Genomic DNA, 25,272 nt, shown 5'->3' with positions numbered 1-25,272 from the left:
GTCGTACATCTCCTGAAGACCGCTCGGGGACGGGCCACCGCAGGAACAGTGGCTCGCCCTCCGACTGGCCCGGTCAGACCCGAGCCAGCCCCAGCGCCCGCACGTCGACCGCGACGTCCGGGCCGTAGGAGTCGGCGATGCGGCGTTCGAAAGCGTCGGCGTCGACCGTGTATTCCTGCGGGCCCTCGACCTCCAGCACGTGCGCCGCCAGTACGCAGCCCACCTGCGCCGCGCGCTCGATGGGCAGGTCGGCGGCGAGCGCGGCGAAGAAGCCGGCCCGGAAGCCGTCGCCGACACCGGTCGGGTCGACGATGCGGCCCACCCGCGCCGCCGGGACCAGGAAGTCACCCTCCTGCCCGGTGACGCGTACCCCGTTGGCACCCAGGGTCACGACCCGCACGCCCACGCGGCGCAGGATGTCGTCTTCGCTCAGCCCGGTCTTCGACTCCAGCAGCGCCGCCTCGTACTCGTTGGTCAAGAGGTAGTGAGCACCGCTGATCATCGCCTCGATGTCGGCCGAGGGCATCCGGGCCAGCTGCTGTGACGGGTCGGCGGCGAAGGGCAGGCCCAGCCGGCGGCAGGCGGCGGCGCGGGCGAGCATCGTGTCCGGGTTCTCCGCGGCGACGATGACGAGCCCGAGCCCGCCGGCCCGCGCGGCGACACCGTCGAGGCTGATCCGGTCGGGCTCACCCATCGCGCCGGGATAGAACGACGCGATCTGGCAGAGGTCGGTGTCGGTGGTGCAGATGAACCGGGCGGTGTGTGCGACGGAGCTGACCTGCACCTCCGAGCAGTCGACCCCGTGCCGTTCCAGCCAGCTGCGGTAGTCGCCGAAGTCGCCACCGACCGCGCCGAGCAGCACCGGCCGGTGCCCGAGTTGAGCGAGCCCGAAGGCGATGTTGGCCGCGACCCCGCCGCGCCGGACGACCAGGTCGTCGACGAGGAACGAGAGCGAGACGGTGTCGAGGCTGCCGGCGATGAGTTGCTCGGCGAACCGCCCCGGAAAACGCATCAGATGGTCGGTCGCGATCGAGCCGGATACGGCGATCATGCGGACGGGCCCTCTCAGTAGCGGTAGTGGTCGGGCTTGTAGGGCCCTTCGACCGGGACGCCAAGGTAGTTGGCTTGTTCCTTGGTCAGTTCGGTGAGGCGGACACCCAGCGCGGAGAGGTGGAGTCGGGCCACCTTCTCGTCCAGGTGCTTGGGGAGAGTGTGCACGCCGACCGGGTACTGGTCGGTGCTGGTGAACAGCTCGATCTGCGCGATGGTCTGGTTGGCGAAGCTGTTCGACATCACGAAGCTCGGATGCCCGGTGGCGTTGCCCAGGTTCAACAGCCGGCCCTCGGACAGCACGATGATCGAGTGGCCGTCCGCGAACCGCCATTCATCCACCTGGGGCTTCACGGTGATCCGCTCGACGTCCCCGCGTCTGGCGAGACCGGCCATGTCGATCTCGTTGTCGAAGTGGCCGATGTTTCCCACGATCGCCTGGTGCTTCATCCGTGCCATGTGCTCGTTGGTGATCACGCTGAAGCAGCCGGTGGCGGTCACGAAGATGTCCGCGGTCTCGACCACGTCGTCGATTGTCGCGACCTGGTAGCCGTCCATCGCCGCCTGGAGGGCGCAGATCGGATCCACCTCGGTCACGATGACCCGCGCACCCTGACCGCGCAGGCTCTCGGCGCAGCCCTTGCCGACGTCGCCGTAGCCGAACACCACGGCGACCTTCCCGCCGATCAGCACATCGGTGGCCCGGTTGATCCCGTCGATCAGCGAGTGCCGGCAACCGTACTTGTTGTCGAACTTGCTCTTCGTCACCGAGTCGTTCACGTTGATCGCCGGGAACAGCAGGCTCCCTGCCTGCTGCATCTCGTACAGCCGGTGCACGCCGGTCGTGGTCTCCTCGGTCACGCCCTTGATCCCGGCGGCGACCCGCGTCCAGCGGCGGTTGTCCTCCCGCAGCGACCGCGTCAACACACCGAGGATGACCTCGTACTCCTCCGAGTCGGCGCTCTCCGGCGACGGTACCGCGCCGATGGCCTCGAACTCGGCGCCCTTGTGCACCAGCAGTGTGGCGTCACCACCATCGTCGAGGATCATGTTCGGGCCCTGCCCGTCCGGCCAGAGCAGCACCTGCTGGGTGCACCACCAGTACTCGTCGAGGGACTCGCCCTTCCAGGCGTAGACCGGGACACCCGCCGGGGCGTCCGGGGTGCCGGTCGGGCCGACCACGATCGCCGCCGCCGCGTGGTCCTGGGTGGAGAAGATGTTGCAGGACGCCCAACGGACCTGCGCGCCGAGCGCCACCAACGTCTCGATCAACACTGCCGTCTGGATCGTCATGTGCAGCGAGCCGGTGATCCGCGCACCCTTCAACGGCTGCCGCGAGGCGAACTCCCTCCGGATCGACATCAGACCCGGCATCTCATGCTCGGCCAGCTCGATCTCCTTACGCCCGAAGGCCGCCAACGACAGATCCGCCACCTTGAAATCGCTGAAGTCGCCAGTCATGCCCGCACCCTCCCCCACCCGCGTCGAGGACCGTTGGAGGCCCGTTCAACCGGGCTCATGCTCCGCACACCGAGCCACGCCCGGCCACGGCGGGCCCGGGTGCGGAGCAGGCGCCGTCAGGAGTTGCGGCTGGCCGGGTCGACCCGGGCGTACGTCAGCAGGTCGGCCATCGTGAACTGGCCCGAGAAGCGGGCAGGCAGGGTCGGACGCCAGTTGGGCTGCACCTTCAGGTAGCTCGCCGGGTCGAGCTGGGCGATGCCGATGAGCACCTCTGCCACGATTCGCCCACCTACCGCGCCCAACGAACCTCCGCCGGCCTGGAGCTGTGCCTCCTTGAGGATGTAGTAGAAGAGCGGGGTGTTGGAGTCCAGGCCGAGGCCGTACCCACTGAGCTCCGGGAAGTTGAAGCTGCCCAGTGCGGGCGCCCCGATGTGGGCGGCGATCCGCTGGCCCGACGGGATGCCGAAGGTGAGCTGACGGAGCAGGTCGCGTCCGAGCAGGTTGGCCGACGGCGAGCCGGACGGTGGCGGGGGCAGCGGGAAGCCGAACAGCGGCGTCGAGTTGCGGACGTCGATCCACTTGCTCCAGCGCACCTGGCCGTCGAAGAACTGGAACCAGAACTGGTAGTCGAGGTAGCGACGGGCGGCCCGCTTCCCGCCGCGCAGGTCGGCCGGGTCGGCGCCGCTCAGCGCCGGGTCGAAGAGCATGGCGTAGAACTCGTCGCCACCGTTGCCGGTGCGGTTGACCAGGTAGGCCGGTCGTGGCTGGCTGTGGCCGAAGCGGAACGCCGCCGCGGTGAACTCGACCGGGATGAACGTCGCGTTCGGCTCCGGCCGGTAGAAGCGGCGACCTCCGTTGAGCACTGTGGAGACCGTGCCCGGGCCGGCGATCAGCGGAAGGAACTCGTTGAGCACGATCCACTGGTAGTGCCAGGTGACGAGTTGCCGGGCGGCACCGAAGACCTGCGCCGCCGGTGTGCCCTGTGCGCGCACCAGGTCGACCACCCGGTTGTGGAAGAGGATGAACGCGGCCGTGATCTGCGCGATCGGCAGGTTCTCGTCGTTGCGGGGGTCGAAGACGATCGCCCTGCCGCTGGAGTTGCGCGGCAGGTCTTCGAAGCGCCCGCCCGACTCGATCTTGAGTTTGGCGGGATCGGCGGAGTTGTACAGCTCCGGGTTCCCGGTCGGCCCGCCACCGTAGAGCGAGTCGAGGTCGAGGGCCGGCGTCCGTGGGTTCGGCACCGTGGTCGGGTCGACCGGCGTACCCAGCGGCGCCGTCGTCTCGAAGGCCAGATCGTGGTCGACGAACTGCCCGAAGTACGTCATGCCCTGCGGGATCGAGAAGTTGTCGGGGTTGTTGATGCTGTGCTGCTGCTGGTCGGCGAGCGCCTCCGCACCGACGTTGAGCGGGTCGCGGGCGTCCATCGGGCCGCCGACGCGCGACAGGTCGATCAGCGCGTTCCGCATCTGGGTCGTCGCGGACCCGAACGCCGGCAGCGACGGGAACATCCGGCCGAACCGGTTGGAGAACGCGGCCGCCGCGGGCGTCGCGTCGAGCAGGGCTCCCCCGGTGCCGGCCACGAGCGCCCCCGCGCCGACTCCGGCCAATAATCGCCGTCGGCTGACACCTCGAGAAGCGTTGTCAATTGCCATGTCGGCCACCTTCCGTCCGCGGGCGCCCGCGTGGACGCACGGGCCGCGAACCCGCGAACCGGCAGCAGTGTGAACCCTTCGGTTAGTGGCGCCCTGGAGCTTCGGTGGTGTCCGGCTGGAGGCCGGTGAGCATGGTGTCGACCAGCGAGGTGTCGTGTTTCGCGGCGCGGAACAGCGGGTGGTCGAGCGTCGATCGGAGGAAGTCGCGGGTGGTGGCCACACCTGGCCCTTCGACGGCGCACTCGTCGAGGGCGCGGGCCATCCGGGCCAGGGCCTGGGTGCGGTCGGGCGCCCAGACGACCACCTTCGCGAGGAGGGAGTCGTAGTCGGCCGGAACCCGGTAGCCGGCGTACCCGTGCGTGTCGACCCGGACGAACGGGCCGGCGGGCAGGTCGAAGCGGGTCAGCTCACCCGGCGTCGGTACGAAGCCGCGCGCCGGATCTTCGACGTTGAGGCGACACTCGATCGCGGTGCCGCGCGGCGTCACGTCGGCCTGGGTCAGCGCGAGCCGTTCGCCGGCCGCGACGAGGATCTGTTGCCGCACCAGGTCGACGCCGGTCACCAGCTCGGAGACCGGGTGTTCGACCTGGAGCCGGCAGTTGACCTCCATGAGGTGGAAGTCGTCCCCACCGCCGACCAGGAACTCGAAGGTGCCCGCGCCCACGTAGCCGACACCGAGCGCGCCGGTGACCGCGGCGGCGGTCATCCGGTCGACCATGTGTTGCGGCAACCCGGGCGCTGGCGACTCCTCGATCAGCTTCTGGTGACGCCGCTGCACCGAGCAGTCGCGCTCGCCGAGGTGGATGCCGTTGCCGTAGCGGTCGGTGAGCACCTGCACCTCGACGTGGCGGGCCGACTCGAGGTAACGCTCGATGTAGACCCGGTTGTCGCCGAAGAGCAGCTGCGCCTCGGCCCGCGCGGCGGCGAACTCGCCCAGGAACGAGGCCGGGTCGCGGACCACCCGTACGCCCCGACCGCCGCCACCGGCGACCGCCTTGATGATCAGCGGGAAGCCGATCTCCTCGGCGACAGCGCGGGCGTGGGCCGCCGACTCGACGGCGTCGGTCGTGCCGGGGAGTACGGGCAGGCCGAGGCCCGCCATGATGCCCCGCGTCCGGGCCTTGTCGCCCAGCGCGGCCATCACGGCGGGCGGCGGCCCGATGAACGTGATCCCGTCGGCCTCGCAGATCTCGGCGAAGTCCGGGTCCTCGGAGAGGAATCCGTAGCCCGGGTGGATGGCGTCGGCCCCCGTACGGCGGGCCGCCTCGATGATGGCCGGGGCGCTCAAGTAGCTGCGCCGACTGGGACCCGGCCCGATCTGGACGGCTTCGTCGGCCAGCCGCACCACCGCCGAGTCCCGGTCGACGGTCGAGTAGACCGCCACGGTACGCAGCCCCATCTCCCGGCAGGTCCGGGCGATCCGGACCGCGATCTCGCCCCGGTTGGCGATCAGCACCGACTCGAACACTGGGTCAGCCCTCCGACACAGCTAAGGCGATCAACCGTTCGCCGTACTCGACCGGGGTCGCGTTGGGCACCAGCACCTTCACGACCTCGCCCGCGCGGTCGGCTTCGACCGGGATCATCATCTTCATCGCTTCGAGGATCGCGACCTGCTGGCCGGGCACGACCTGGTCGCCCTCACGGACGAACGGGTCAGCGCCGGGCGACGGCGCGAGGTAGAGCGTCGCGACCATCGGCGCGCACACGTAGTGCAGACCGGCGTCGGCCTCCACCGGTGGGACCGCCGGGACCGCCGCCACTCCGGGTGGCCCGTCCGGCCACTCCACCTCGACCACCAGATCGCCGTGCTGGAGCCGGGCGCGGCGGACCGGACCTGGCGTCGACCCGATCAGCCGCGCGAGACTGCGGACCGCGGCATCCAGCGGGTCGGCGTTACCCTCCGGCATTCGTCAAACCTCCGATCTGTCGGAAGCGGGCCCGGCGATGGGCCCGCACCTCCTCGCGGTTGAGACCGGCCAACTCCGCGAACGCGTCGACAACCGCCCGGTGTACGGCCGACGCGGTCGCCCCGGGATCGGCCGGTGCCCCGCCGGGTGGTTCCGGAACCACCCCGTCGACGATGCCGAGCGCCAGCAGGTCACCGGCCTGGAGCTTGAGCTGCGCGGCGGCCTCGTCGGCCCGACCGGAGTCGTTCCAGAGGATCGCGGCGCAGCCTTCCGGGCTGATCACCGAGTACGTCGCGTTGGCGAGCATCAGCACCCGGTTGCCGACGCCGAGGGCGAGCGCGCCTCCACTGCCGCCCTCACCGGTCACGATGGCGACGACGGGAACCGTCAGCCCGGCCATCAGCCGGATGCTGTCGGCGATGGCGAGGGCCTGCCCGTTCTCCTCCGCCGAGATGCCGTGGTAGGCGCCGGGCGTGTCGATCAGCGTCACGATCGGCGTGCCGAGCTTCTCGGCCAGGCGCATCAGTCGGGCCGCCTTGCGATAGCCGGCCGGTGTCGCCATGCCGAAGTTGCGGCTGGCCACCTCGGCGACCGTGTGGCCCTTCTGGTGGCCGATCACCACTGTGGGCCGGCCGTCGATCAGACCGACGCCGCCGACGATCGCCGGGCAGTCACTGGCCAGCCGGTCGCCGTGCAGTTCCACGAAACCGTCCACGAAGTGGCCGATGTAGTCGAGTGTGGAGGGTCGGCCGAGATCGCGGGACAGCGCCACGACCGCCCACGGGTCCGCCGACTGCGGGGGCGTGGTGGCCCGTACCGGGTAGGGATCCGGCACGGACCGGTCGGCCCCCGCGAAGGCCAGCAGCCGGCCGATCGTCGACCGCAGGTTCGACCGGGGCACCAGGTCGTCGAGCATGCCGCGGGCGAAGAGGTACTCGGCGGTCTGGAAGCCGGCCGGCAGCGGCTGACGCAGCGTCTGCTGGATGACCCTCGGCCCGGCGAAGCCGAGGCGCGCCCCGGGCTCGGCGAGAATGACGTCGCAAAGCGTCGCGAACGATGCCGCGACGCCACCGTAGGTCGGGTCGCTGACCAGCGAGATCGTCAACACCCCGGCCTCGTCGAGGGCTCCGAGCGCCGCGCTCGTCTTGGCCATCTGCATGAGCGACAGCGCGCCCTCCTGCATCCGGGCGCCGCCGGAGGCGCTGACGATCAGCAGCGGCGTACGGGTTTCGAGCGCCAACTCGGCGGCCCGGGTGATCCGCTCGCCGACGCCCGCGCCGAGGCTGCCGCCGAGGAACCGGAAGTCCATGACCGCCGCTATCAACGGCTGCCCCTCGACAGTGCCGCGGACGCAGACGACCGCCTCGTCGAGCCCGGTGCGCCGACGGGCCGCCTCGATCCGTTGCGGGTAGGGCCTGGTGTCGACGAACCCGAGCGGATCACCGACGGCATCGACCGGTGGCAGCTCCTCGACCGAGTCGAGATCGAAGAGCTGCTCGATCCGCTGGTGCGCGGTGACCTGGTCGTGGTGGTCGCACTCCGGGCAGACGCCCAGGTTGCGCTCGACCCGACGCTGGTAGAGCAGCGCCCGGCAGCCCGGGCAGACAAGCCAGCTCTTGCCGACGGGCGTGTTGACGGTGGCGGTCATGACTGCCCGCGTTCGGCCGCGGCCTTCTCCACGATCTCCCGGATGCGTGCCTGCTGCTCACGTGTGGTCCGGTTGAGGTGGGCGGTCATGCCCTCGTCGTCGGCGTGCCCGCCCGGCCGCATCTCGAAGTCCTGTACCCATCGCATCCGCACGCCGCCGTCCGGGATCTCGGTGTATTCCCAGAACAGGTTCATGTACTTGAAGGCGCCCGTCTCCAGCCGCCGTGCCCGCACCACCCGGTCGGCACGGTCGGGCACCCGCTCGGAGACCCAGCTCCAGACCCGGCCGGCCGGGTCGGGGTGCATGGTCAGGCGGAAGACGACGGCCCCGTCGGCGGACGTCGAGAGCACTTCGGTGCTGGCGTACTCGCTGAACAGGGAGGGCCAGTTGGGGATGTCGTTGGTCAGGTCCCAGACGAGGTCGAACGGTGCGTTGATGACGACCGCGTTGTCCGTGTGTCCGGCCATGGGGTCACCGATCCGCGAGTCGTTGGTTGACGTAGTCGACGGCAAGTCGCGGCGTCTTCATGATCGACACGGCGTCGTCGGGGATGCGCACCTCGTACTCCTGCTGCACCCGCGCCGCCAGCTCCAACAGCGCGAGCGAGTCGTAGCCGAGGTCGTCGAACGGCGCGTCGAGCGTCGCCGGATCGGCCCAGTCGGTCTGCTCGACCACACCGGAACTGGTCTCCAGGATCCGACGCAGGTCGTCGAGGGTCAGCTGGCTCATGAGTTTCCTCCCGTCGGTCGTTGCCACCCGTCGCGCACGCCGCCGACCTGCGGCACCGGCGACTCGGGGTGCGGGACCTCCTCGGTGTCGACGTGGCCCAGCTCGGGACGCGGCGCGAGCGGGCTGATCTGGAACACGATCAGCGCGGTCTCGGCACCGGCGTTGACGATGCGGTGCCGCTGGCCGCGACGGACCATGAGAGCCTCGTCGGCCGCGAGCTTGACCTCTGCGCCGTCGACCCGGATCACGACCTCGCCGCGCACCAGATAACAGAACTTGTCGGAGTACGGGTTGTACTGCTCCGCCAGGAACTCGCCCGGCTCCAGGCGCACCGTGCCCATGAAGCCCTCCGTCGCGTCGACGGTCTTCGGGCTGAGCAGGATCCGCACCTCGCCGCCGATCCGGTTGATGCCGGGCACGTCGGTGGCGGCGACCTTCACGATCGGTTGCCGATGCATTGTCATCCCTTCTCTGCGACGAGCACTCGGAACGGCAGGTCCGTCGGATGGACGGTGGCCGGGCCGAAGCCCGCCGCGGCGAGGGCCCGGTTGTAGGCGGCGACGGAGTGCGACTCCCCCTCGAAGGTCCAGACCAACATCAGCACCGAGAAGAGGTACGGCGCCGGGTCCAGTGCCGGCGACTCGTCGCCCGTGGTGAAGCCGACGATGACCAACCGTCCACCCGGCTTGACCACGGAACCGAGCCGGTTCACCAGCTCGTGCACCCGCTCCTCGGAGAAGTGGTGGGTGACGTTGGTGAGCAGAACGACGTCGTAGGGGCCACCGAGATCGGTGGTGAACATGTCACCCGGCAGGAACGACGCCCGGTCGCGTACGCCGAGCCGCTCGGCGTGCTTCTCCGTCACGGCGAGCACGTTGGGCCAGTCCAGCGAGGTCACCGCCGCCTGCGGGTTGTGCTGCGCGAGCGTGTAGCCGTAGACGCCGTGGCCGCAGGCGACATCGAGGATGTCGAGCTCGGCGCGCTCCTTCGTCCACGGCGCGAGCGCCTCGGCCATCACCTCGGCGGTCGGCTGGGCGACCTTCGTCGCGTACGCGGCGAAGTCCTCCCAGTAGGTGTACTCCGGGGTCTCGGCGTGCACGTCGAGCACGGTGCCGCCGGCCCGTACGGCGGCGCTGAGGTCGCGCAGCGCATCCCACTCCCAGTCGCTCGACATCACCTTGACCATTCCGCCCAGGTAGTCGGGACGGGTGCTGACCAGGTGGTCGGCGGCCGCCGGGGTGAGCGAGAAGTGCTCGCCGGTCCGGTCCGTGAGGCGGATCGCGGTGAGCGCGTCGAGCAGGATGCGCGCGCCCCGCGGGTGGATGCCGAGCTTCGGAGCGAGCTCGCCGGCCGTGGCCGGGCCCCCAGCGAGCGCGTCGAAAACGCCCAGCTCGACCCCGGTACGCAGCAGGCTCGTCTTCTTGTATGCCTGCATCATGTCGTTGATGTCGCGGCGGGTCAGCGTCACGTGATGCTCCCTGTCTCGGGGCTCCAGGTGTAGAAGGGCGTGGCCAACGAGTCCTGCAACTCGGTCATGCTGTCCGGCGCGTAGCGCTGCAGGTAGGCCGAGAGGCGCCGGTTGACCTCCTGGAAGTCCGCACGGGCTCGGGCCGCGAGGAGTTTGTCGAAGACGTCGGTGTCGGCCTCGAGCAGGTGCATGTAGAGGTCCTGGTAGCGGAAGAGCGTGCGCCGCGAGATGCCGACGACGTAGGGCATGTCGCCCTTGTCGTGCTCGGCGAAGAGCTCGGCGACCGCGTCGGCGTGGCTGGGTGCCATCCGCATGACCATGAGGGCGCGGTAGGACATGTGCTCACGCCCCCCGCAGGATCGTGGCCAGGGCGGCGGTCAGGGTCTGCGCCTGGTCGTCGACCGGGCCGGCGCTGCGCCAGGCCACGATGCCGTCGGGGCGTACCAGCAGTGCCCCGCCGGGGCCGACGCCACAGCTCGCGAGCCACGACCCGTCGTCGGCGAGGTCACCGTCGGGGCCGGCGGTCAGCGCCTTGATCGGAAGCCCGGTCTCCGCCGAGACGGCCTCGGCCGCCGCGAGCCAGGTGTCGTCGCCGGGAGCGGTGGCCAACGTCCAGCCCTCGGTCAGCACGTCGATCGTGGAGACCCGAGCGCCGTCGCGGTCGACCCAGCCGTGCGGGGCACGCGATCCGGGTTGGCCGGTGAAGGTCAGCTCGCGGGGCAGCAGCTCGGTGTCGGCGGGCGCGCCGACGATCGCGTTCGAGGTGTACCGGTAGCCCATCGTCACGATGACGAAGTCCCGATAGGCCGCCTTGTCCTCGTCGGCGAGCTGACCCCGGGTGCGGAAGAGCATCCACGCCTGGTCGGCGGTCGCCGCGCCGACCGGACGACGCTCGGCTTCGTAGGAGTCGAGCAGGCTCTCGTCGGCGTGCCCGTGAAGCACGTCGGCGAGCTTCCACGCCAGGTTGTGCGCGTCCTGGATGCCCGCGTTGACGCCGAAGCCGCCGGCCGGCGGGTGGGCGTGACAGGCGTCGCCGGCGAGGAAGACCCGCCCCGACTGGTACGCGTCGGCGACCATGTGCCGCGCGTCCCAGGGCTGGGCCGACTCGACCTCGACCTCCAGCTCGGGGTCACCGGCCGCGATCCGGGCCAGCTCGACGCAGCGTTCCGGCGTGAAGTCGGCCGGCGACTGACCCCGCTCGGGGTAGTAGTTGACGCCGAACATCCACCGCCCCGGCTCGATGAAGAGCAGCAGACCCTGGGCCAGCTGGTTCATCAGGTAGATCAGCGTGAACCGGGGTGCCGACTCGGGCAGGTCGACCTTGGCGCGGAAGATGATGCTGACGAAGTTCCCGGCGACGCCGTTGCTGCGGTTTCCGATCTGAAGCAGGTCGCGGACGGGGCTCTTCACGCCGTCGGCGGCGACGACGTAGCGCGCCCGGATGGTGCGTGTCGTGCCGTTGTCGTTGACGGTGGCGGTCACCCCGTCCTGGTCCTGGGTCAGCCCGACCAGCTCGTTCTGGAAGCGGATCTCCGCCCCCGCCTCGACGGCGGCGTCGTGGAGCAGCGGCTCGTAGTGGTCCTGGCCGCACCAGATCGGCCAGCTCGGCGTGAACTTGTCGTAGTCGACGTCGTGCGCCTCCATGACGAAGGACTTGTGGAGGTCGGCCAGCGACTGGGCGCCGAGCATGACCAGTGGCGTGGCGCGGCCGGCGCGGACGAGGTCGAGTTCGGCACCCGGCCCGACGATCTTCATGCCGGCCTGCTGCACGGCCGGCTCCAGGCCGACGGTGCGGAAGATCTCCACGGTGCGGGCGTGCAGACCGGTCGCGCGGGGGATCGTCGACAGCCGGGGCCGACGTTCGACCAGGATCGGCCGGATCCCCTTGCGGGCCAGGAAGAGCGCGGTCGACAAGCCGACCGGGCCGCCGCCGACGATCAGGACGTCGGTGCTTCCGTCAGACATGAGCGTCCTCCGTGTAGACGACTTTGTAGAGGTGGCGTTCCGGCGTGGCGATCGCGCGTACCTCGCCGAAGTGGGGGTGGACCTCGGGGTTCTGGAGCATCGCGGTGAAGTGCTCTTCGCTCTTCCACTGCGCGTAGTTGACGACCCGGGTCCCGTCGAGGCTGGCGTGGATGTTCGCCGACACGAACCCGTCGACCTTGGACATCACCGCGTCGGTCGCCTCGATCAGGATGTCGACGAGCTTCTGCTGGTTGGCCGGCTCGACGGTGAAGACGTTGACCATCGTCACGACCGGCTGGTCGATGCCGATGTGTGCCATTGCGGGCTTCCTTTCCTAGATCGGACGCGCTTCGAGCAGGGCCCAGCCGCGGGACGCGGGGGTGTTGACCAGCTCGAAACCGGACGCGGTGAACAGCGCCTGCCATTCGCGGAGGTCGCGCTCCTTGCCGCCGAAGAGCACCAGCATGTCGATGTCGATGATCTTGGCGTGGTCCCACTGGTTGCGCGGCGGCACGATCTGGTCGATCGCGATGAGGCGGGAGTCGGCGTCGCCGATCGCCGCGCGGATCCGACGCAGCAGCGTGACGCAGGTGTCGTCCGGCCAGTTGTGGATGATCGACTTCAGGATGTACGCGTCGGCACCCGCCGGTAGCTCGTCGGTGAAGAAGTCGCCACCCCGCACCTCGACCCGCTCGGTGACACCGTGCTCCTTGAGCAGCGCTTCGGCGTCGGCCACGACCTCGGGCAGGTCGAAGAGGACACCGGTGCCCTCGGGATGACGCTGGAGCATCTTGGCCAGGAAGTAGCCGTTGCTGCCGCCGATGTCGGCGATCCGGCCGAATCGCTCGGGCGCCAACTCCGCCGCGAACCGGTCGGCGAGCCGCCGGCTCCAGTGGGCCATGAAGCCCTCGAAGAACCGGTTGGCCTCCGGGTGGGCCTGGAGGTAGTCGTAGAAGCCCATGCCGAAGACCTTGTTGAAGGCCGGCTCGCCGGTGCGGACGCTGTGCAGGATCTCCGCGTACGGGAGGCGGTTGAAGTCGGCCCCGCTGAACTGCACCATCGGTCGCAGCCCGCCGATCCGGGCCGACGTCAGCCCCTCGCCGAGCGGGGTCAGCGCGAACGACCCGTCCTCCTGCTCGTCGAAGATGCCGACAGCGGAGGCCGCGCGCAGGATCCGCCGCAGCGCGTCCTCGTGCGACTCGGTCGCCGCCGCCAGCTCGGCGACCGGCAGCGGTCCGTCGACGAGCAGGTCGGCGACGCCGAGTTCGGTGACCACGTAGATCACGTTGGCGATCTGTTTGGCGCTTCCCAGCACCGCGATCTGCCGTTCACGCAGGTCAAGCGCCTGCTGCTCGTCGAAGTTCGCGACGGCGGCGAGGCTGGCGTCGGTCATCGTCCATTCCTTTCGTCGGTCACGACCATGGCCGCGTTGAACCCGCCGTAGCCCCTGGCGAGGACGAGCGCCGCGCGTACGGGTGTCTCCCGCGCGACGTCGCGCACCAGGTCGAGGTGCAGGCCTTCGGCCGGCTGGCGGATGTTGGTGGTGGGCGGGATGACACCGTGCCGGATCGACAGCAGCGCGGAGACGAGGTCGAGCGCCGCCCCGCCCGAGTAGAGCCGGCCGGTCATCGTCTTGGGCGCGGTCACCGGCACCCCGTGTGGGCCGAAGACCGCGGCGATCGCCTCGGCCTCGACGCGGTCGAGCTCCGCGACACCGGCGCCGTCGGCGAAGACGACGTCGATGTCGGCCGGTGTGAGACCGGCGTCGGACACTGCCATCTCGGCCGCGCGACGCAGTCCCGGCGGGCGGCCGGAGCCGGGCCGTGGGTCGAACGTCGCGCCGTATCCGGCGATCACCCCGTAGACGGCGGCCCCGCGCCGGGCAGCGGCGTGTTCGTCCTCCAACACGAGGATCGCCCCGCCCTCGCCCGGCACGTAACCCGACGCGTTGGCGTCGAACGGCAGGAACGCCGTGGCCGGATCGCGCCCGGTGCTGAGGAGGCCGTTGGCGAGCTGGGCCGTCCAGCCCCACGGGCAGAGCGACGCGTCGACACCGCCGGTCATCACGAGCTGCACGCCCTTGCGCACCTGGCGTCGGGCCTGCGCCACCGCGTCGAGCCCACCCGCCTGCTCGGTGACGAGCACCCCGGTCGGCCCACGCATGCCGTGGCGGATCGAGATCTGGCCGGTGTTGACAGCGTAGAACCAGGCGAACGACTGGTAGGCACTGACGTGCTCGGAGCCCTTGCTCCAGAGCTTCTCCAGCTCACGGTGGCCGAACTCGAAGCCGCCCGACGCGCTGGCCGTGACGACACCCATGCCGAACTCGGGCAGCGCCGACGGGTCGACCGACGCATCGGCCAGCGCCCACTGCGCCGCCGTCAACGACAGCCGGGTCATGTGGTCGGTCTGCGCCATCAGCCGGCTCGGGATGTGATCGGCTGCCTCGTATCCGGGAACCTCGCCGGCCAACTGGGCCGGGTAGCCCGAGGGGTCGAAACGGCTGATCGGCCCGATGCCACCCACCCCGGCGACGGTGGCCGCCCAGAAGGCGTCGCGGCCCAACCCGTTGGGCGCGGCCACCCCGACCCCGGTGACGACAGTGGTCATGCCACACGCGCCAGGAGCATCGCGCTCTGGAAGCCGCCGAACCCGCTGCCCACGCTCAACACCACGTCGGTCTGCTGCTCGCGGGCGGTGAGCGGCACGTAGTCGAGGTCGCACTCCGGGTCGCGTTCGTGCAGGTTGGCCGTTGGTGGCACCGCCCCGTGCTTGATCGCCAAAGCCGACGCCGCGATCTCGATCGAGCCGATGGCGCCGAGCGAGTGGCCGATCATCGACTTGATCGAGCTGACCGGGGTGCGGTACGCGTGGTCGCCGAGGCTCCGCTTGAACGCCGCCGTCTCGTGCCTGTCGTTCTGCTTCGTACCCGAGCCGTGCGCGTTGATGTAGTCGACGGCGTCGCCGGGCAGCCGGGCGTCGGCGAGTGCGACCCGGATCGCCTCGGCCATCTCCCGCCCGTCGGGCCGCAGGCCGGTCATGTGGAAGGCGTTGGAGCGCGAGGCGAACCCGACCAGCTCGGCGTAGATCTGCGCACCTCGCCGGCGGGCGTGCTCGAGCTCTTCGAGGACGAACATCGCCGAGCCCTCGCCGAGAACGAACCCGTCGCGACTGTTGTCGAACGGACGCGAGGCGTGCGTCGGATCGTCGTTGCGGGCCGTGGTCGCCTTGATCGCGTCGAAGCAGGCCACCGTGATCGGCGAGATCGGGGCGTCGGTCGCGCCGGCGATCATCACGTCGGCCGAGCCCTCCCGGATCAGCTCCCGGGCGTGGCCGACCGAGTCGAGGCCCGACGTGCAGCCGGTGGAGACCACCGTCGCCGGACCTTCCGCCCCGACCGACCACGCCACCTCGCGGGCGAACGAGCTCGGCACCAGATAGTCGTAGAGGTGCGGGGTGGCGTACCGGTGGTCGGTCAGCCATTTCCGGCCGCCGTCGCTGACCACGACGTACTCCTCTTCGAGGCTCATCGTGGCCCCGACCGCCGTGCCGACGCTGACGCCGACCCGGGTCGGGTCGGCGACCTCGAAGCCGCTGTCGGCCAGCGCCTCCCGGGTGCAGACCACGGCCATCTGGGCCGCCCGGTCCATCCGGCGGACCTCCTGCGGCGACAGGCCCTCGGCGACCGGGTCGAAGTCGGCCTCCGCGGCCACCCGCGACCGGAAGGGGGTGGCGTCGAAGAACGACAGGGTACGGGTGGCCGTGCGGCCAGCGGTCAACAGTTCCCAGAACGCCTTGGTGCCCAGTCCACCGGGGGCGATGACGCCAATCCCGGTGATGACCACCCGACGGTCGGTTGTGCTCGTCATGGAAGACCTCCTGGCCGCGATGTCCGTGTGAAAGCTAGGGACGGCCGGTCGAACGGCGCTGGAGCGTCGGTCGAGGGCCTGTCACGAGGCCCTGGCCAGCCCCGGGCGCAGTGGTCCGCCGGCGGCCAACACCTCCCGCTGGAGCCGCTGGAGGTCAGGCGAAGGGTCCAGGCCCAACTCCTCACTGAGCACCCGGCGCAGGTGGTGGTACGCCTGCAACGCCTCGCCACGGCGCCCCGAGCGGCTGAGCGCCACGATGAGCTGGCGGTGGAACCACTCGTTGAGCGGGTACGTGCCCACGAGATAGCGCAGCTCGCCGATCAGCTCGCGGTGGCGGCCGAGCGTGATGTCGGCCTGGATGCGCAGCTCCAGCGCGCGGATCCACTGCTCCTGCAGGTGGATCGCGTGCGCCTCCAACGCCGGCCCGAACGTCACGTTGGCGCCCACCGGCCCCGTCCACATGGCCAGCGCCCGCCGCAGCACCTCGGCGCCCTCCTCGGGCCGGTCCGACTCGATGTGCGAGCGGCCCTGGTCGAGCATCGTCTCGAACACCTCGGCGTCGAGCTGGCCCGGCTCCACCCTGAGCAGGTAGCCGCGGGCACGGCTCTCCAGCACGGTCCGGTCCGGGGTCTCGATCCCCTCTTTCGCGAACAGCTTGCGCAGGTGGTAGATGTAGGTCTGCACGGTGGTGACGGCGCTGCGCGCCGGATCGTCACCCCACAGCTCCCGGATTATCGAGTCGACCAGAACGACCCGATTGGCCCGCATCACCAGCAACGCCAACACGGTCCGCACCTTCGGCGGCGTCGGCGTGCAGATCCGGCCCTCGTGGATCACTTCCAGCGACCCGAGGATCTCGTACCTGACCACAGTGGTCCCCCCATTCCCCATAGCACTCGTCGAGACGCTCTCAAGCTATGGATGAGCGGGGCGTGTCGGAACGACCGCAGGTAGCGACATCGCGGGTTCTTCCGAGGATCGATGCGTGTCGAAAGTTGTACGGCGCGTACCCCTTTGATCGCTCGATGCTTCCTCCAGGCAATCTCCACCAGGGGCGGGAAGACTCGCCGGGCCCCCACGCCCCTCGGGTTAGGAGTCACACATGTCGCGCCGCCTCTTCACCTCCGAGTCGGTCACCGAAGGTCATCCCGACAAGATCGCCGATCAGATCAGCGACGGGATCCTCGACGCGCTACTGGCGCAGGACCCGCACAGCCGGGTCGCCGTCGAAAGCCTGATCACCACCGGCCAGGTCCACGTCGCGGGCGAGGTCACCACGCAGGCCTACGCCGACATCCCGCGCATCGTGCGGGAAACGGTCCTGGGCATCGGGTACGACTCGTCGAAGAAGGGCTTCGACGGCGCCTCCTGCGGCGTCAGCATCTCGATCGGTGCCCAGTCGCCCGACATCGCGCAGGGCGTCGACACGGCGATCGAGCTGCGCGACGGTTCGTCCGGCGGTGGGCTCGACGCCCAGGGCGCCGGCGACCAGGGCATGATGTTCGGCTTCGCCTGCTCGGAGACGCCGGAGCTGATGCCGCTGCCGATCGCGCTGGCCCATCGGCTGGCCCGTCGGCTGGCCGCCGTCCGCAAGGACGGCACGGTGCCCTACCTGCGGCCGGACGGCAAGACCCAGGTCACCGTCGAGTACGACGGCCTACGCCCGGTCCGGCTCGACACCGTCGTGGTCTCCACGCAGCACGCCGCCCACATCTCCCTCGACGAACTGCTCGCTCCCGACATCCGGGACCACGTGATCACGCCGGAGCTGGAGGCGCTCGACCTCGACACCGAGGGTTACCGACTGCTGGTCAACCCGACGGGGCGGTTCGAGATCGGTGGCCCGATGGGCGACGCCGGCCTGACCGGACGGAAGATCATCGTCGACACCTACGGCGGGTACGCCCGGCACGGTGGTGGCGCGTTCTCGGGCAAGGACCCGTCGAAGGTCGACCGCTCGGCGGCGTACGCGATGCGGTGGGTGGCGAAGAACGTGGTCGCCGCAGGCCTGGCCGAACGGTGCGAGGCGCAGGTGGCGTACGCGATCGGCAAGGCCCACCCGGTGAGCCTGTTCGTGGAGACGTTCGGGACGGAGACGGTGCCGCTCGACCGGATCGAGAAGGCGATCGGTGAGGTCTTCGACCTGCGCCCGGCGGCGATCATCCGCGATCTGGACCTCCTGCGTCCGATCTACCAGCAGACGGCCGCCTACGGCCACTTCGGCCGTGAACTCCCGGACCTGACCTGGGAGCGCACGGACCGCGCCGCCGACCTCAAGGCCGCTTGTTGAGGTACGTCGCCGACCGCTAGAACGGCGGACGGCGCGGGCGTGGCACCAACCGGTCGTGTGGCAGCGTCACCAGTGACGCTGCCACCGCCTTGTTGACCGCGTCGATGCGGGAGACCGCGCCGAGCTTCGCGAAGATGCGACGCAGGTGGCTCTTGACCGTGGCCTCGGTCAGGTCGAGTCGCCGCGCGATCTGGGCATTGGTCATCGCCTCGGCCGCGAGTTGGAGGATCTCCAGCTCGACGGGGGACAGAATCGTGGACTCCGCGTTCTGCACCTGCACCAGGCTCTGGCCGGAGACCGAGAGCAGCACCGAGCCGCTGCCGTCGCGCGCCTTGCGGATCGCGGCGACCAGCTCCTCACGACCCACGCTCTTGAGCAGGTAGGCGCGCACCCCGGCGGCGATCAGCCGGCGCAGCAGGTCGGGGCTGTCATACATGCTGAGGATGACGACTGCGCTGTCGGGCGACACCTCACGGATGCGGCGCACCGTGACCACCGGGTCGTCGCCGGGAATCTCGACGTCGAGCAACACCACGTCGGGACGCTCCGACGCCGCCTTGGCGACCGCGGTGGCCGAGTCGCCCGCCTCGTCGACCACGTCGAGGTCGGCGTGCACCTCGAGCACCCAGCGCAGCCCCTCGCGGACGAGAGCGTGGTCGTCGACTATGAGGATGGTGGTGGCGCCGGCGGGAGACCCGCCGTCGGACCGCGTCAACCTAACCCCCAGACCCCATCCCCCGCAGCCAGCGTGCACACGATTGGCACCGTATCGCGGACGTGTGACGCCACAGCCATCGTGGCGTCCTCCCGACACGAAGAACGCCACGATCGCCGCGCGATTCTGTCAGTCTCGTGTGGACAGACGGACCAACTCGCCGATGCCGAGGCCCTTGTTGGCGATGTAGAAGCTGCCGTCGGAGGCGATGGCAAACGACATCGGGGAGTCCAGGCCGGTGCTCGCCAGCTCCCGGTGGCTACCGTCGCGCTCCACCCGGATCAACGCACCGGTGGAGTCCCCGGAGCTGAGCCCGTTCTTCGCGATCTCCAGCACGACCAGTCGACCCCGCTTGTCGAACGCGATGTCGATGATGTTGGTGAAGCCGGTCGCGAAGATGGTCGGCTCCTGCCCGGGCACCAGCCGCCACACCCGGGCGCCGCCGTTCGGGAAGGGGTGGCCGGTCAGCTGTCCGATGTAGAGGGCGCCGTCCGGCCCGCGGGTGATGGTGACCGGCACGAACTGGATCGGCGTCGTCGAGCCGGGCGGCAGGCCCCACTCCGGCGGCGCGGGAACCTGCTCCTGTGGCCACACGTGTTCGGCCGTGACCACGCCACGGCGGTCGATCCTGAGCACGTCGTTGGCGGCGGCGTCGAGCGCGTAGACGTCACGTCCGTCGGCGATGACGGCGTACGGCTGGCTCTCCGGAATGACCCCGTCGGGGTTGTTCTGCCCCTCGAAGGCGGAGAGGTCGCCGACGACCGACCAGCGGCGCTTCCCCTCGACCCGGAGGATCGTCCCCATCGTGGCCCCGGCCGCACCGAGCAGGTCGCGCGAGACCGGGTCGGTGCTGTAGCCCATCGCCACCAGCAGCTTGCCCTGCCGGTCGAAGGCCAGGTCGTGGGCGCCGTAGACGGAGAAGCCGCCGCCGGTGCTCCGCAGCGACGGCAGACCCGTCACGACTCGCTTCTGCCAGCCGTGACGGACCGCCGTGATCGCACCGGTCGAGCCGTAGCAGAGGTTGGTGCCGAACGTGCCGGGGATGCACACGTCGTCGCCGCCGAGCCCGGCCTCGGCGACGTAGACGGTGCCGGCCCGGTCGATGGCGACACCGCGAGGGTTGTCGAGGTTGCGGGCGACGACGGTCAGTCGCCCGGTGGTCGAGGTGGCCGCGGTGGCGGGCGCGGCAATGCCGGCCACCAGTACCAGCGGCACGGCCAGCGACAACGTTCGTCGCATCGCGTCGAGCATGGGTTCTCCTCAGCATGCGGGGTTCGGATGCGAACGACGCTGCCGTCGTTGCCTCGAGGCCCGGTGGAGGAAGGCTCGACAGGTCCGCCTACTCCGGCTGATTGGGAGTGCCGCGCCCCAGCTCATAGGGGGATGTCACGCCCTCGTAGGCGAGGTGCATCACCATGCCGTTGGCCGCGTGGTCGAGGTTGTGGCAGTGGTCCATCCAGAGCCCCGGATTGTCCGCCTTGAAGCCAATTTCGTAGATCTCACCGGGGATCACGTCGAGGCTGTCGATCCACCACGGTGACCCGGTCGCGCGGACCCCGTTGCGGGACAGCACCAACGCGTGATGGCCGTGCAGATGCATCGGGTGGTTCTGGTGGCTGCGGTTGACGATCCGAACCTTGACCACGTCGTCCATCCGAACCATCAGCGTCGGCGTGTCGGGAAAGCTGTGCCCGTTGATGATCGGCACCAGGTGCAGCCCCCCGTTGTAGAACGACAGCCGGTCGTCGAGGAGCTGGGTGAACGAGCGGTCGTACGACGAGCCGGCGTCGAAGGGCCGGGAGCCGCCAGAGCCGTACGAGAGCGGGTCGAAGTGGTCCCCGTCGTCGACGATCTTCGGCGTCGAGGTGTCACCCGGTGGCGCCAGGACCAGCCCGCCGTCGCGGTTGGCGAGGTCGGTCAGGCGCACCGGGCCCGCCGGCATCGTGAACGTCACGTCGTAGCGTCCGCCGGTCGCCAGCCCGAACCGCGGGTCGGTCAGCGGGGTCGGACCGTTGACGTCGACCCCGTCGATCGCCGCCACCCGCACCGGCGTGCCGTTGACCGTCAGAGCCCGCGGGCGACTGTCGGTGGACGGGTTGTTGTCGGTGTTGATTAGACGCAGCCGCACCGGCGTGCCCGGGGCGACCTCCTGGCGCTGCAACGTGTCGCTGGTGCCGAACGAGACGATGTTGTCGTCCGGCGTACGCCACTCGTGGGCCTGCACGACGAAGTCCCGCTCGCCGGGCGGTGGGCCGTCACGCGGCTCGACGATCAGAGCGCCGAACAGACCCCGCCGGATCGCCTCGAGCGGGTTCTGGTGGGTGTGGTACCAGAAGGTGCCGACCTGCTCGGCGATGAACCGGTAGGTGAAGGTGCCGCCCGGCTCCACCGCGTTCTGCGTCGCGCCGGCCACGCCGTCCTCACCGTTGGGGACGTCGAGGCCGTGCCAGTGGATGGTCACGTTCTCGTCGGGAATCTCGTTGTGCAGCGTCACCTCGACGAGGTCACCCTCGCGGACCCGCAGCTCCGGCCCGGGCGACTGTCCGTTGTACGTCAGCGCCTTGATCTCGGTGCCCGACGAGAGCCGTACCGTGGCGTTCTTCGCGGTCAGCGTGAAGGCCTTGTTGGGCTTGCCGGTCCGCGGCCCACGCAGGTCGTCGACGGACGTCCCGCCGTGACCACCGTGACCGATCGAGGGGCCGCCGCCGTAGTCGACGTTGTCGTGGGACGTCATGGACATGCGGTCGGGCAGCCTGCTGCTCTGGGCCACGTAGGTGATGCCGGCGGCGACGACCAGCACCACGACGGCGGCCTGCGCGGTGGCGCGCAGGGCGCTGGCACGTCGGCCACGGCGTGCGAAGTCGGTCGCGGTGACGACCCGCAGGCGACGCCCCTGCCAGAACCACAGCACCACCACCGACAGCAGGATCGGCGCGGCGTGGGTCGCGATGTCGTCGAGGTAGGACGGGACCGGGCGGGACACGTACGCGAAGTAGACGCCAATGACCGTCGCCACGGCCGTCACCTGGACCGGCACGACGAACCGGGGGTCGGCGGCGGCGGAGCGCGTCTCGACGTCCACCGGTGCGTCGTCGCGGTTGGCCAGGGCGCGCAGGCGCGGCACGGTCCAGATGACGACGGCCAGCATCGGCAGCAGCAGGAGCGGCATCTGCACGATGACGCGGTTGTCGGCAAAGATCCAGTCGACGGCGAGCATCAGCCCGATCGCGACGCACTTGACGACCAGCACCACCAGCGCGGCGACGAGCAGACGCAGCAACCGACGGGCGCTCTTGCGCAGCGCCTCGGGCGTCGGCCGCCAGGCCAGCCGCGTGGCGAGGATCGCCGCGGACAGCCAGATCAGGAACAGGACCCCGGCCAGGATCCCATCGGCGTTCTCTCCGACCTCAAACATGACGCCAACATACGAAGGATGCGCACCATCCGGCATCCGTTGAGGAACGGCCGGTGCGTACGGCGATCGCCGTAGCCGGCACCGCCTGCGAAACAGGTGCCGTAGTCAGCTGCCGGGCGCGACGAGCCCCGTCTGGTAGGCGAGGACGACGAGTTGCGCGCGGTCGCGAACGCGGAGCTTGACCATGGCCCGGTGGACGTGGGTACGGGCCGTGGCCGGGCTCATCGACAGCCGGCGCCCGATCTCCTCGTTCGTCAGCCCGCTGGCCACCAGGCTCATCACCTCGCGCTCGCGGTCGGTCAACACCGCCAGCCGGCCGCCGTCGACCGGCGTCGGCGCGACCTTGCTGACGAACGCGCTCACCAGCCGGCTCGTCACCCGCGGCGAAATCAACATGTCGCCGCCGGCCACCACCCGCACCGCCTGGCGCAGCTCGTCGGGCTCGATGTCCTTGAGCAGGAACCCGCTCGCGCCGGCGCGCAGCGCCTCGAAGACGTACTCGTCGAGCTCGAAGGTGGTCAGGACGATGACCCGCACGGCCGGGAACCGCTCGACGATCGCGGCCGTGGCCCGCACGCCGTCGAGCACCGGCATTCGCACGTCCATCAGCACGATGTCCGGCCGGGTGGCTGCGACCATATCGACAGCCTGGGCGCCGTTGGATGCCTCACCGACCACCTCCAGGTCGTCGCTGTGGTCGAGCAGGCCCCGGAAGCCGGCCCGCACGAGTGTCTGGTCGTCCGCCAGCACCATCCGGATCGTCACGCTGTCTCCTCCACCTCGACCGGCAGCCTCGCGGCCACTCGGAACCCCCCGCCCTGCGGCCGGGGTCCGGCCTCGAGCGACCCACCGGCGGCCGTGGCCCGTTCCCGCATGCCGGCCACCCCGTGCCCCCGCCGGCTCGCCCCGGCCCCGACCCCGTCGTCGACGATCTCCACAGTGACGGCGTCACCCGCGTAGGCGATGGTGACGTCGACGGTCGTCGCTTCGGCGTGTTTGACCGTGTTGGTGATCGACTCCTGCACGATCCGGTAGACCGAGAGCGCCACCTCCGGCGGGATCGGGCGCGGGGTGCCGGCGATCCCCGACCGCACCTTCACGCCGGCCTGTTCGGCGACCGCGAAGACGCGGGCCAGATCGGGCACCTCCCCGGCGTCGCGGAGCATGCCGATCGCCGAGCGGACCTCGTGCATGGCGTCGCGTGCCGCGCCCCGGATGCTCCGCAGCGCGGCCCGCGCCTCGGCCGGTTTGCTGTCGAAGATGTCGTCGGCGAGGCTCGCCTGCACGCTGATCGCGGCAATCGTGTGACCGAGTACGTCGTGGACCTCGCGGGCGATGCGGAGCCGCTCCTGGGCGACCTCGTGTTGACGCTCCTGGCGCATCACGGCGAGACGCTGCTGTGCCTCGGCCAGCCGGACCCGGCGGGTGCGGATCGTCTCGGCGAGCAGCACCACGGCCGCGAGCAGCGAGCCCTCTTCGAGGGTGGCCGAGAGGGCGGGAAAGAAACCCTCGCCGAGCAGCGTGTACCGCATGATCAGCTCAAGGACGACGAAGAACCCGGCGACGACGAGCGCCCAGGTGAACCGGCCGGCGGCCGCGACGGAGAAGAGCGCGGCGGCCAGCGGGAGGGCGGGCGGGATGCCCGGGTACTCGAGCGCGTAGTAGATCATCAGCGCGGTGACCGAGCCGACCAGCACCAGCAGCGGCCAGCGGCGTCGGAAGACCAGCAGCAGCCCGATCACCGCGCCGATCGCGTAGGCGCGCGCGTCCGGCGGCCGGGCACCGGGTTCGTCGGCGACCCGGATCGCCACCGCCACCACGGCCGCGACGACGACCGCGACGAGGGCATCGATCGCGATTCGTCGGATGGCCGGGTTCATGTCCGCAACGGTACGACGCGCGTACGGTCCGTTAGCGAGGGCCCCTTCCCGACCGGAAACCGTCGGCAAGGGGCCCGTCGGCTCAGCCGCGGCGAAGCGAGAGCAGGGTCTGCCCGGTGGGGATCACCGTGCTGTCCGCCACCTGGAGCCCGGCCTTCTCGCCCAGTTCGGCGTACTCGCGCCAGGTCCTCGCCTTGCCCGCCATGAGCGAGAGGAGGCGCAGGTCCATCTGGGTGATGAACATCAGCCGGGCCGGGTCGTCGGGGAAGTTGTCGTTCTCGTCCTTCACGAGGATCTGCACGATCAGCACCTTGCCGGTGGTGCCGATCGCGTCCGCCGCCCGCTGGAGGATCTTCTCGGCGGCGCTGTCGTTCCAGTCGTGCAAAACGTTCGACAGGATGTAGACGTCGGCGCCGGCCGGGAGCGGGTCGAAGATGCTCCCGCTGACCACCTCGGCGCGGTCGGCGATGCCCGCCGCCTCGAACCGGGCCCGGCCCTGCTCGACGACGCCCGGCAGGTCGACCACGGTGCCGCGCAGGTGCGGCTGGGCCTTGAGGATCTCGGTGAGCAGGGCACCGGTGCCGCCGCCGACGTCGACGACGTGGTTGACGGTGCTCCAGTCGTAGCCCTGGACGACCTGGTCGAAGTAGCTCGCGTGGGTGGCCATCAGCGCGCCGAACGACGTGGCCCGGTCGGGGTTGGTGGCCAGGTCGTCCCAGAACTCGATGCCGTAACGCACGGGGTACGCCGCGTCGCCGGTGCGGATCGAGTGGGTCAGCGAGCTGAACGTGCCCTCGATCCGGCCGGCCATCGAGTCGACGTCGAGCCAGGGACGCTGGGCGGCGGGGTGGTCGGTCTTGAGGAACTCGGCGGCTTCCGTCAGGGCGTACACCCGCGGCTCGGTCTCCTTGAAGACGCCGCGGACCGAGAGGTAGCGCAGCAGCCGGTGCAGCGCGTCGGGATTGGCCTTCGTCGCCGCGGCGAGCTCGTCGAGCGTGGTGGTGCCCGCGGCGATCAGGTCGGCGAGGCCGAGCGTCGCCGCGGCCCGCACTGCCCACGGCGTGATCGTGTCGGTCAGCGAGTAGAGATTGACCCGATTTTCCGTCATGGCGGCGAGCTTCGACGACGGCGCTCGAGACCGGCTCGAAGCCGCGTCGATCGACCGGTTCTCCAGCCGGGTTCGAGTGGGCGGGCGCAGGCTGCGCCTGTCACGGCCGCCA

The 25,272-nt window shown here is 70.3% G+C and carries 24 protein-coding genes; 1 reads left to right on the top strand and 23 read right to left on the bottom strand.

The annotated features are described in order from the left end of the window. Window positions 1-73: 73 nt before the first annotated feature. The 17 genes from ABTW72_RS22720 to ABTW72_RS22640 form a co-directional block, all read right to left on the bottom strand. On the bottom strand, window positions 74-1,051 hold the full coding sequence (locus ABTW72_RS22720) for a carbohydrate kinase family protein (RefSeq protein WP_350861628.1): 978 nt from the start codon (window positions 1,049-1,051) through the stop codon (window positions 74-76). Window positions 1,052-1,065: 14 nt separating this feature from the next. Continuing rightward, window positions 1,066-2,511 carry an adenosylhomocysteinase gene (gene ahcY, locus ABTW72_RS22715; protein WP_350861626.1) on the bottom strand — a complete coding sequence of 482 codons (1,446 nt, stop codon included), beginning with the start codon at window positions 2,509-2,511 and terminating at the stop codon, window positions 1,066-1,068. A 116-nt stretch (window positions 2,512-2,627) separates the two neighbouring features. Beyond that, window positions 2,628-4,091 (bottom strand): peroxidase family protein, encoded by a 1,464-nt coding sequence (locus ABTW72_RS22710; RefSeq protein ID WP_350861624.1) that lies wholly within the window; start codon window positions 4,089-4,091, stop codon window positions 2,628-2,630. 154 nt (window positions 4,092-4,245) lie between these two features. Continuing rightward, on the bottom strand, window positions 4,246-5,631 hold the full coding sequence (locus ABTW72_RS22705) for an acetyl-CoA carboxylase biotin carboxylase subunit (RefSeq protein WP_091394905.1): 1,386 nt from the start codon (window positions 5,629-5,631) through the stop codon (window positions 4,246-4,248). A gap of 4 nt (window positions 5,632-5,635) precedes the next feature. Further along, complete coding sequence (locus tag ABTW72_RS22700) at window positions 5,636-6,073, bottom strand: acetyl-CoA carboxylase biotin carboxyl carrier protein (RefSeq protein WP_350861622.1); 438 nt, start codon at window positions 6,071-6,073, stop codon at window positions 5,636-5,638. After that, window positions 6,060-7,721, bottom strand: a complete 1,662-nt coding sequence (locus tag ABTW72_RS22695) for an acetyl-CoA carboxylase carboxyltransferase subunit alpha (protein ID WP_350861620.1) — start codon at window positions 7,719-7,721, stop codon at window positions 6,060-6,062. The genes ABTW72_RS22700 and ABTW72_RS22695 overlap by 14 nt, the downstream gene beginning before the upstream one ends. Beyond that, window positions 7,718-8,188: an SRPBCC family protein gene (locus ABTW72_RS22690; RefSeq protein WP_210857530.1), complete on the bottom strand. Its 471-nt coding sequence runs from the start codon at window positions 8,186-8,188 to the stop codon at window positions 7,718-7,720. The genes ABTW72_RS22695 and ABTW72_RS22690 overlap by 4 nt, the downstream gene beginning before the upstream one ends. 4 nt (window positions 8,189-8,192) lie before the next feature. After that, window positions 8,193-8,450: an acyl carrier protein gene (locus ABTW72_RS22685; RefSeq protein WP_091394916.1), complete on the bottom strand. Its 258-nt coding sequence runs from the start codon at window positions 8,448-8,450 to the stop codon at window positions 8,193-8,195. Further along, window positions 8,447-8,908, bottom strand: a complete 462-nt coding sequence (locus ABTW72_RS22680; protein ID WP_350861618.1) for a cupin domain-containing protein — start codon at window positions 8,906-8,908, stop codon at window positions 8,447-8,449. Before ABTW72_RS22680 ends, ABTW72_RS22685 begins: the two co-directional genes overlap by 4 nt. A gap of 2 nt (window positions 8,909-8,910) precedes the next feature. Then, entirely contained in the window at window positions 8,911-9,918 is a 1,008-nt protein-coding gene (locus ABTW72_RS22675) for a class I SAM-dependent methyltransferase (RefSeq protein WP_350861616.1), read from the bottom strand. Beyond that, complete coding sequence (locus ABTW72_RS22670; RefSeq protein WP_350861835.1) at window positions 9,915-10,238, bottom strand: TcmI family type II polyketide cyclase; 324 nt, start codon at window positions 10,236-10,238, stop codon at window positions 9,915-9,917. The genes ABTW72_RS22675 and ABTW72_RS22670 overlap by 4 nt, the downstream gene beginning before the upstream one ends. A 22-nt stretch (window positions 10,239-10,260) precedes the next feature. Next, window positions 10,261-11,883 carry an FAD-dependent oxidoreductase gene (locus ABTW72_RS22665; RefSeq protein WP_350861614.1) on the bottom strand — a complete coding sequence of 541 codons (1,623 nt, stop codon included), beginning with the start codon at window positions 11,881-11,883 and terminating at the stop codon, window positions 10,261-10,263. Continuing rightward, on the bottom strand, window positions 11,876-12,202 hold the full coding sequence (locus ABTW72_RS22660; RefSeq protein ID WP_210781784.1) for an antibiotic biosynthesis monooxygenase family protein: 327 nt from the start codon (window positions 12,200-12,202) through the stop codon (window positions 11,876-11,878). Before ABTW72_RS22660 ends, ABTW72_RS22665 begins: the two co-directional genes overlap by 8 nt. Window positions 12,203-12,217: 15 nt before the next feature. Beyond that, window positions 12,218-13,276, bottom strand: coding sequence for a methyltransferase (locus ABTW72_RS22655; RefSeq protein ID WP_350861612.1), 1,059 nt, complete (start codon window positions 13,274-13,276; stop codon window positions 12,218-12,220). After that, window positions 13,273-14,493 (bottom strand): ketosynthase chain-length factor, encoded by a 1,221-nt coding sequence (locus ABTW72_RS22650; RefSeq protein ID WP_350861610.1) that lies wholly within the window; start codon window positions 14,491-14,493, stop codon window positions 13,273-13,275. The genes ABTW72_RS22655 and ABTW72_RS22650 overlap by 4 nt, the downstream gene beginning before the upstream one ends. After that, window positions 14,490-15,752, bottom strand: coding sequence for a beta-ketoacyl-[acyl-carrier-protein] synthase family protein (locus ABTW72_RS22645; RefSeq protein ID WP_350861608.1), 1,263 nt, complete (start codon window positions 15,750-15,752; stop codon window positions 14,490-14,492). The genes ABTW72_RS22650 and ABTW72_RS22645 overlap by 4 nt, the downstream gene beginning before the upstream one ends. An 81-nt stretch (window positions 15,753-15,833) precedes the next feature. Next, the gene (locus tag ABTW72_RS22640; protein WP_091397314.1) at window positions 15,834-16,622 is read right to left on the bottom strand and encodes an AfsR/SARP family transcriptional regulator; all 789 of its coding nucleotides are present in this window, start codon (window positions 16,620-16,622) and stop codon (window positions 15,834-15,836) included. Window positions 16,623-16,854: 232 nt separating this feature from the next. Here ABTW72_RS22640 and metK point away from each other — a divergent pair, with 232 nt between their 5' ends. Then, the gene (gene metK / locus ABTW72_RS22635; RefSeq protein ID WP_091394940.1) at window positions 16,855-18,042 is read left to right on the top strand and encodes a methionine adenosyltransferase; all 1,188 of its coding nucleotides are present in this window, start codon (window positions 16,855-16,857) and stop codon (window positions 18,040-18,042) included. Window positions 18,043-18,058: 16 nt separating this feature from the next. Here metK and ABTW72_RS22630 read toward each other — a convergent pair whose 3' ends face one another. From ABTW72_RS22630 to ABTW72_RS22605, 6 genes are all read right to left on the bottom strand, one after another. Then, window positions 18,059-18,757, bottom strand: a complete 699-nt coding sequence (locus tag ABTW72_RS22630; RefSeq protein ID WP_350861605.1) for a response regulator — start codon at window positions 18,755-18,757, stop codon at window positions 18,059-18,061. 129 nt (window positions 18,758-18,886) lie between these two features. Continuing rightward, complete coding sequence (locus ABTW72_RS22625; protein WP_350861603.1) at window positions 18,887-20,008, bottom strand: ScyD/ScyE family protein; 1,122 nt, start codon at window positions 20,006-20,008, stop codon at window positions 18,887-18,889. Window positions 20,009-20,096: 88 nt separating this feature from the next. Continuing rightward, a complete protein-coding gene (locus ABTW72_RS22620) occupies window positions 20,097-22,172 on the bottom strand; it encodes a multicopper oxidase family protein (RefSeq protein ID WP_350861601.1) in 2,076 nt (691 codons plus the stop codon). Between the two features lie 105 nt (window positions 22,173-22,277). After that, window positions 22,278-22,937, bottom strand: coding sequence for a response regulator (locus ABTW72_RS22615; protein ID WP_350861600.1), 660 nt, complete (start codon window positions 22,935-22,937; stop codon window positions 22,278-22,280). Next, the gene (locus ABTW72_RS22610) at window positions 22,934-24,052 is read right to left on the bottom strand and encodes a sensor histidine kinase (RefSeq protein ID WP_350861598.1); all 1,119 of its coding nucleotides are present in this window, start codon (window positions 24,050-24,052) and stop codon (window positions 22,934-22,936) included. Before ABTW72_RS22610 ends, ABTW72_RS22615 begins: the two co-directional genes overlap by 4 nt. Before the next feature lie 82 nt (window positions 24,053-24,134). Further along, the gene (locus tag ABTW72_RS22605) at window positions 24,135-25,160 is read right to left on the bottom strand and encodes a methyltransferase (RefSeq protein ID WP_350861596.1); all 1,026 of its coding nucleotides are present in this window, start codon (window positions 25,158-25,160) and stop codon (window positions 24,135-24,137) included. Window positions 25,161-25,272: the final 112 nt, after the last annotated feature.

Source organism: Micromonospora sp. NPDC127501 (genome assembly GCF_040302185.1).
In the GTDB taxonomy this organism is placed as follows: domain Bacteria; phylum Actinomycetota; class Actinomycetes; order Mycobacteriales; family Micromonosporaceae; genus Micromonospora.
This window is presented reverse-complemented; position numbering and strand designations above follow the sequence as displayed.